Origin of the sequence: Ethanoligenens sp. (assembly GCF_047718355.1) — a bacterium.
GTDB lineage: Bacteria > Bacillota > Clostridia > Oscillospirales > Ethanoligenentaceae > Ethanoligenens.
Genome location: NZ_JBDNLG010000055.1, coordinates 11,407 through 19,315, shown reverse-complemented (window position 1 = coordinate 19,315; position 7,909 = coordinate 11,407). Strand labels below are relative to the sequence as shown.

Annotated in this window: 5 protein-coding genes and 1 riboswitch; all 5 genes read left to right on the top strand. The window is 49.6% G+C overall.

The features are described from left to right. Positions 1–216 precede the first annotated feature (216 nt). Positions 217–1,206, top strand: a complete 990-nt coding sequence (locus ABF463_RS09365) for an AAA family ATPase (protein WP_415533349.1) — start codon at positions 217–219, stop codon at positions 1,204–1,206. Positions 1,207–1,253: 47 nt separating this feature from the next. Beyond that, the gene (locus tag ABF463_RS09360) at positions 1,254–2,468 is read left to right on the top strand and encodes a DUF58 domain-containing protein (RefSeq protein ID WP_415533348.1); all 1,215 of its coding nucleotides are present in this window, start codon (positions 1,254–1,256) and stop codon (positions 2,466–2,468) included. Beyond that, positions 2,461–3,786 carry a DUF4129 domain-containing protein gene (locus tag ABF463_RS09355; RefSeq protein ID WP_415533347.1) on the top strand — a complete coding sequence of 442 codons (1,326 nt, stop codon included), beginning with the start codon at positions 2,461–2,463 and terminating at the stop codon, positions 3,784–3,786. The genes ABF463_RS09360 and ABF463_RS09355 overlap by 8 nt, the downstream gene beginning before the upstream one ends. A gap of 273 nt (positions 3,787–4,059) precedes the next feature. After that, positions 4,060–4,216: riboswitch (M-box (ykoK) riboswitch) on the top strand. Positions 4,217–4,566: 350 nt separating this feature from the next. Next, positions 4,567–7,245 carry a magnesium-translocating P-type ATPase gene (gene mgtA, locus ABF463_RS09350; RefSeq protein ID WP_415533346.1) on the top strand — a complete coding sequence of 893 codons (2,679 nt, stop codon included), beginning with the start codon at positions 4,567–4,569 and terminating at the stop codon, positions 7,243–7,245. A gap of 209 nt (positions 7,246–7,454) precedes the next feature. Then, positions 7,455–7,909: collagen-like protein (locus tag ABF463_RS09345; RefSeq protein WP_415533345.1), on the top strand; the 455-nt coding region annotated here is incomplete at its 3' end.

Below are 7,909 nucleotides of genomic sequence, written 5' to 3'. Positions count from 1 at the left end.
ATATATATCTGAACAAAACTATTGATAAATTATGAATAAATGTTGTTTTTGTAATGTCTTTGTGCTATCGTAAAATAACAATTACACCTATTTATAGCGTTATAGCATACCGTTTTATAACATTTTGAATTAAACAGCATTGCTATCTGATGAATGGACTTCTGCGCTTCGATGTGCAGAGTGCCGCCGGTCACGATTTGAAAGGAAGCGTCTAAATTGTCAACTACTTTATCTAAAGATGTTGCGGAGCAACCAGACAGCCAGGTCTCCCGTGATGTACTCGCTGGCATTGTCGAAAACATATCAAACGTGATTATCGGAAAACGAAAACCTATCGAGATTATCTTGCTCGCGCTAGTCAGCGGCGGGCATGTGCTGCTCGAGGACATCCCCGGTGTGGGTAAGACCAGCCTGATTTCCGCGCTCGCGCGCTCAGTCTCCTGTGATTTCAGCCGCATCCAGTTTACACCGGACATCATGCCATCGGACGTCACTGGTTTTTCCATCTACAACCAGAAGACCGGTGAGTTCGAATTCCGCCCCGGTGCGGCTATGAGCAACTTTGTATTGGCTGATGAAATCAATCGTGCTTCGGCCAAGACGCAGGCTGCTCTGCTTGAAATCATGGAAGAAAAACAGACGACCGTGGATGCACATACATACAAGCTGGACGAACCGTTCATGGTGCTTGCCACCGAAAACCCCATTGAATACCTCGGTACTTACCCATTGCCGGAAGCGCAGATCGACCGTTTTTTGGTACGGTTATCGCTTGGCTATCCTACAGTGGACGAAGAAATGCGGGTCGTGTCATTAGGAAACAAGGCAAAAAAGGCATTGCAGTCAGTGGCAACCGGTGAAGATATTTTGCAGGCACGTGCGGCCGCCGAGACCATTTTTATCGATGATGCCATATTACGATATATCATTGAGCTTTCCGATGCCACAAGGCACCACCCTGAAATTGTACTGGGCAGCAGTCCGCGCGGCTCCATTGCACTCTACAAAATGTGCAAGGCTTATGCGATGTATATGGGACGTGATTATGTCTTGCCAGACGATGTAAAAACCATGGCGCCGTATGTGCTGCCCCATCGGTTGGTTTTGAGTCATGCAGCCAAAATCAAAAAACGGACAAGTGAGCAGATTTTGGGGGAGATTCTGGAAACCGTCGCCGTACCGGTCATCCAAAACTCCACGCACTGACCCGCTGTATAAAACAATGTGTATTGATAAGACAGGGGGCGTTGCACATGGTCAAGCGGATTATAATCTCCGCAATCATTTTTATTTTGTTGGCTGTTCCGGCTGTTTTTCTGCGAAACCCGTTCGGCTATCTGCCGGCTCTTTTCTTTTTGGTTCTGGTGGGGTTGTCTTTTTTATATATCTGGCTACTAAAGCGGTCGTTTACATTTTTGCAGGCGTCAGATAACAAACAATGTGAGCGTGGTGTGGAACAACATTTTGCTGCTACAGTGGCGGGCAGAGGCCTTTTAATGTTTCCGCGTATCACCTGCTGCTTCTACACGGATAACCTGCTTGGGCAGATCACCCAGACTGCGCATGTCGATACAACTTTATCGCCGCAGGAGAAACGCACATTCAGTTTTGGCATCAAATTCGATCACCTAGGCACGTATGAGGTGGGAATTTCCTCGGCACGTATCTATGATTTATTCGGCATGTTCTATCTCAACCATCCGAACTCCGGTCAGAGCCACGTCACTGTTAGGCCGAGGGCACTGCAAGTGGCTTGCTTTGATTTTGCCGAGGTGATTGGACACCAGTCTAATATGGCAACCTCCAAATCCAAAATGGAGACCGATGATTACAGCGGCATACGCCAATATGTACCGGGAGATGCCATCAAAAACATTCACTGGAAAATTTCCGCGCATTCGAGTGAATACATGGTGCGTATGTTTGAAAGCTATACCAGCCGGGGTTACACCGTCTATCTCGACTTGGAGGCAACCGGTTATACGCCGGAAGTGTTGTTTTCTCTGTACGACTGTCTGGTGGAAACCGCCTATTCAGTAGCCTGCCACGTGCTGCGGGAAAACGAAGATCTCGAACTGGTTTATATGAAAGACGACGAGGTACGCCTTGCTCTGCCTCGCAGCCGGGAAAACATCGACCATACTGTTGCCGACTTTGGGGATATTGCCATATCGAATAATGGACATCTGATCACTGCGCTGGAGGCCAATGCTGGTCGACAGTACGGCTTGGACATTCTGGTGCTCTGTACCGCCAACCTCAGCGAACCGCTGGTGCAGATTTCGACCGCGGCGGTGGGTCTGCACAAAGCAATATTTCTCTTTTATGTGGTGCCCGCTGCGAAGAAAGGGCACTTGACGGCGGAGGAACAGGGGCTGCTCGACGCATTTCTTAGTATGGGCGCGGAGATTTGCGTGCTTGCCAAAGCAGACGAAATTCAAGAGACGGGGGCGGAAGCGTATGCGTAAGGTCTTTTCCCTGCTCAACGGTACGCTGTTCCTGCTCACGGAGGCGGCAGCCGTTTGTCTGGTGTGGAATATCCTGCCCGCGTTTCAGATTAACGCCGCGCTCACACGAAACCTTGGGCTAATCTTACTGCTGACGGCTCTGCCGATAGCGCTACTGCACCTCAGCTTCTGCCCTAAACCCCGCGTTGTCTCGTTGATTGTGCTGGCAGCATGGCTTGTGGGCATCGGTGTGCTGTTCGCCGCATTTTACACATATATTGCCCGGAGAATCTCCAGCGGACAGTTTGAGGCGCACGCGCTGTTTTACATCCTGTTGCCAGTTGTGGCCGCACTCTGCTATGCAGCATCGCGCTTCCGTGTCGGGCTGTTTTTCTTGCTGGTGGGTGGTGTGCTGTTGCCCGCGTGGTTCACGTTACTGAAGTACAAAACGAGCTGGGTCGCCCTTGTGGCCTTTCTGATTTGTACGCTGCTACTATTTGCCGTGCAGTTCTATGACCGCACGGTGGAATACGCCCATATCAAGAAAGCACGGCCTTTTCGTCTCGCACTAACGGCGCTGATTTTTTGCTTGATTTGTTTGGGCGTCTCGGGCGGTGCATATGCCGCAATTGATACACAGAATCTACCTGTGCAGAGACTGGGCCTGCTCTCCAACAAAGGGTTTCAGGACCTTGGTAAACAGTGGGGCTTTGCCACGATTATAGGCGTACCGCTCCAGCCGAGGCAACGGCCCCAGACCGCGAAGCAGCAGACATCAAACAGCCAAGCACAGCAGAAACAGTCTCCTACCAAAGATACCAATTCCGCCGCATTTCAATCGTCTCCTAATCAGTTGCAAAAGCTGGGCGGGCAGAAAAAACCACAGAAAGTAAAAGCCATTACCTATTTTCGACATTGGCCAGTATTGTTAATGATTATCGGCGGTGTGGTGGTAGCGTTGCTCTGCGTATATCTGGGCAAGATTCTGTGGCGAAGGCGCTGGTACAAAAAACTGGAGCAGTCCTCGCGCGAGGAGCGCATTGCCGCTTTGTATCGTTACATTCTACGAATACTTGCTGTATATGGGTGGAAGCGTGCCCCGGGGCAAACATTACAGGAATACATTGGTGTGCTGGCGAACGGGCGGGATTTCATACCATTTAATGACATCCGGCAATTCAGCGAAACCACCGCCGTTTACTCCCGAGTCCGTTACGGTCGCAAGGTAGTGGATGAATCAGAATATCTTAGTGTTCTGACATTTTCTCAGGGGTTATTGTGCGAATGCCGTAGGAAGATAAATGTTTTTAAGTTCGGCTGGAAATATCTGTTTGTATAAACTGCTTTATGCCGAAATAGTGCTGCACTTCCGGAGCCCTTTTAATTGAAACAAGGTAAGGCACAATCCGTTTAAGCTTTTTTACTTTTGTTACCCTTGCTTTTGATGCTGTTTCAGTATCTGATATCAGCGATTCTGCGGTTCTGGTTTCTCGCCGCCCATTTAGGATAGACGAAACACACCATATGAAGAATATGCGAGCGGCGGATGATACAAAACTGTCATGTACGTCTTGACAAATCTTCTTTCAGTGCATATACTAATCAAGGAATCGAATATCATCGGTAGGTGAGGCTACCACAGGGATACGGATTGCTGCCGCAAAGTAGTGGAGACACTATGCGAAGGTGAACAGACTACGTCGAATCAAGGCGCAGTTTAATGCAATTTCATCGCCCTGCGAAGCCAAAGCTTGAACGTGAGCATGCTGTAAAGCGTGTTATTCTTGTGCGGGAATGACTCCTCTGCCAAGCGTTTGAGCTTGGCGGAGGTTTTTTGTTGCCTGAAAATTCATCCAGATGGATTTGATATAAATATTTTGATTAAGAAGAGGTGAGAGATATGGACGAAGGAAGTAGTGGGAGTGCCAAACCAGGAGGGCAAAGCACCGGAGAAGATCGCCAAAGATTGTCTTGCTGCTTTCTTTTTTCAGATTTTCTCACCGAGATAATATAAATCAGACGTGCTCCCCCTGTGTTTTGTACCTTTGCTTTCTTTCGCTTTCCGTAAAAGCTGAGCGGTTATACCGCGATCGGTAAACGAAGATTGGAGGTCATAACGATGAAAAAGAATGTCAATGGAGCTGTTGTCCGCTCTGTTTCGCCCGTCGCTGAAAAACTAATTTGGGCCAGCCGGGCGAGTACGGACGAACTCCTAAAAAAATACGGCACCACGATGAGCGGATATAGTGCCGATGCGGTCGAGGAATGTGCGGATCGTTTCGGCCGCAACGAAATCTCGAATGAGAGACCAGAACCGCTTTACAAAAAGCTGATTGATGCGTTCATCAACCCTTTCACGGTCGTACTGTTTGTACTTGCCATTATTTCACTTTTTACGGATGTGATTTTCGCGGCTCCCGGCAGTGAAAATCCTTCTACAGTGATCATCATCTGCACGATGGTTCTGATCAGCGGTTTGCTGCGCTTTATCCAAGAGGCGCGTTCCAACAAATCGGCAGAAAAACTTAAGGCAATGGTCCACACCACGGTTGCTGTTGCGCGTGCGGACGCGGGTAGAATTGAGATTCCACTCGCGGAGGTCGTTCCGGGCGATATCGTCTACTTGGCGGCAGGCGATATGATTCCCGCCGATGTGCGTGTGATCGCATGCAAAGACTTATTTATTGGCCAATCGTCCCTGACAGGGGAAAGCGAACCCGTAGAAAAATATGCCAATTCCTGTACAGATGACATTGCAAATCCGCTGGAGCGTTCCAATCTTGCATTTCTGGGCAGCAATGTTGTCAGCGGTTCGGCCGTCTGCATCGCTGTGGCCACGGGTGATTATACCTGTTTCGGTTCAATGGCCAAAACCATTACCGGCAAACGTGTTGTCACCAGCTTTGAAAAGGGCATCAATTCCGTCAGTTGGCTGTTGATCCGTTTCATGGCGTGTATGGTGCCTGTCGTCCTTTTTATCAACGGATTTACGAATGGTGACTGGTTCCAAGCGCTGCTGTTTGCTCTCTCTGTGGCGGTCGGCCTTACCCCCGAGATGCTGCCGATGATCGTCACAACCAACCTTGCCAAAAGCGCAGTAACCATGGCCAAGAAAAAAACCATCGTCCGGCATCTGAATGCAATGCAGAATTTCGGTGCGATGGACGTGCTTTGCACGGATAAAACGGGCACCATCACGCAGGATAAAGTAGTTCTTGAGCATTACCTCGACATCACCGGCGAGGAGGACGAGCGGATTTTGCGTCATGCCTTTTTGAACAGCTATTTTCAGACGGGGCTGAAGAACCTGATGGACGTTGCTATTCTCAGCCATGCAAAATCGGAGCCGTATCGTTCTTTACAGGAAAAATACACGAAGGTGGATGAAATCCCGTTTGACTTCAACCGGCGCAGGATGAGCGTCGTGATTCGCAACCGCGACGGCAAAACCCAGCTCATTACCAAGGGAGCTGTCGAGGAAATGCTGTCCATTTCAACGTATGCCGAATACCACGGTGTCGTCGTGGAAATGACTGATGAAATCCGGAACGAAATTCTTACGGCGATTGGGAAACTGAACGATGAAGGGATGCGCGTGCTGGCCATTGCACAGAAAACCAACCCGGCAGTCGAAGGCGTTTTTTCCGTCAGCGATGAATCCGACATGGTATTGATTGGCTATCTTGCGTTTCTTGATCCACCCAAAGAGACTGCCGCCGCCGCCATTTGCGCACTCGGCGAATACGGAGTGGCTGTTAAGGTGTTGACAGGGGATAACGATGCGGTGACCATGAGTGTTTGCCGTCAAGTCGGATTTGATGCCAACCGCGTGCTGCTTGGGACGGACGTGGATGCCATGGACGATCGTGCGCTTTCGGCCGCTGCGGAAGAAGTTCATGTCTTTGCCAAGCTCAGCCCCCAGCAAAAGGCGCGTATTGTCCGCATTTTGAGGGGAAATGGGCATACGGTGGGCTTCATGGGCGATGGTATCAACGATGCCGCCGCCATGCACGAATCCGATGTAGCCATCTCGGTTGATACCGCTGTGGACATTGCTAAGGAATCCGCCGACATCATCCTCCTTGAAAAAGACCTGATGGTATTGGCACACGGTGTAGTGGAAGGCCGACGGACATTCGGAAACATCATCAAATACATCAAGATGACTGCCAGCTCCAATTTCGGCAATATGTTCTCGGTGCTTACCGCAAGCATTTTTCTACCGTTTCTGCCCATGCAGCCGATCCAGATTCTTTTCCTCAATATGGTATACGATATCTCCTGCATTGCCATCCCCTGGGATAACATGGATGACGATTATTTGAAAGTGCCGCGCAAGTGGGACGCCTCCTCTATCGGAAAATTTATGGTTTGGCTCGGTCCCACAAGTTCGGTGTTCGACATTCTCACGTTCATTGTCATGTTTTTCGTGATTTGCCCGGCGCTCACGGGCGGCGCATACGGCGCGGCGGGAACCAACCGAGCGATGTTTATCAGCCTGTTTAACGCAGGCTGGTTTGTAGAAAGTATGTGGTCGCAGACACTCGTGATTCATATGATCCGCACCCCCAAAGTTCCGTTTATCCAGAGCCGGGCATCTCTGCCGGTTTTGCTGTCTACCTGCGCGGCTATCATAGCCGGAACAATTGTTCCCTACACGCCATTTGGGATGGTTTTAGGGATGTCGGCACTTCCCGCCGCCTATTTTCCATGGCTGATCGTAATGATTTTGGGGTATATGCTTCTTGCAACCCTCATTAAAACGATGTATCAGAAAAGGTACGGGGAACTGTTGTAAAATCTACTAATTCGTTGCGAAAAAAGGGTTGAAAACCACCCTCTCTGCGGCATCTTTCCTGTGCAATCACTGTCTAACAAAAATTGATTCGAGCTCATATCCAATTTATGGATAGTCTCCATAATCTATGCGACAGTGTTCATGGACAAACCTTCCGGATAGCACATACAATGCAGTATACCCGAAATTCAACTGAGAGGTACTGCTTTATGTCTTTACCAAGTTTTCCAACTATCAACCCGGATTTTTCACGCGACGATGTAATAAATTTAATCCTCGCATCAATTGCCATGGAGGAACTCGGCCTAAGTCATGTTGTGAATGCTGAAGGAGAAAAACTTCAGTATATCATTGGAACCATTCCTGGTATCAGCGGCCCAGGAGCAACTGTTAGCGACGTTTTGGCGGCAAATGACAGTGTCCGCCATGTTCTCGATAGTACTGTTCAAAACCAACTTTTTTTGAAGTCAAAGATGGAGAGTGCCCTCTCCTCATCTGTTCTCTCCGGCCCAACTGGCCCAACCGGTCCAAGCGGAGGTCCGACTGGGGCGACAGGCCCTACCGGCGCTCAAGGCGACATCGGCCCAACTGGACCACAGGGTGACATTGGCCCCACCGGAGCTCAAGGCGACATCGGCCCAACTGGGCCACAGGGTAACATTGG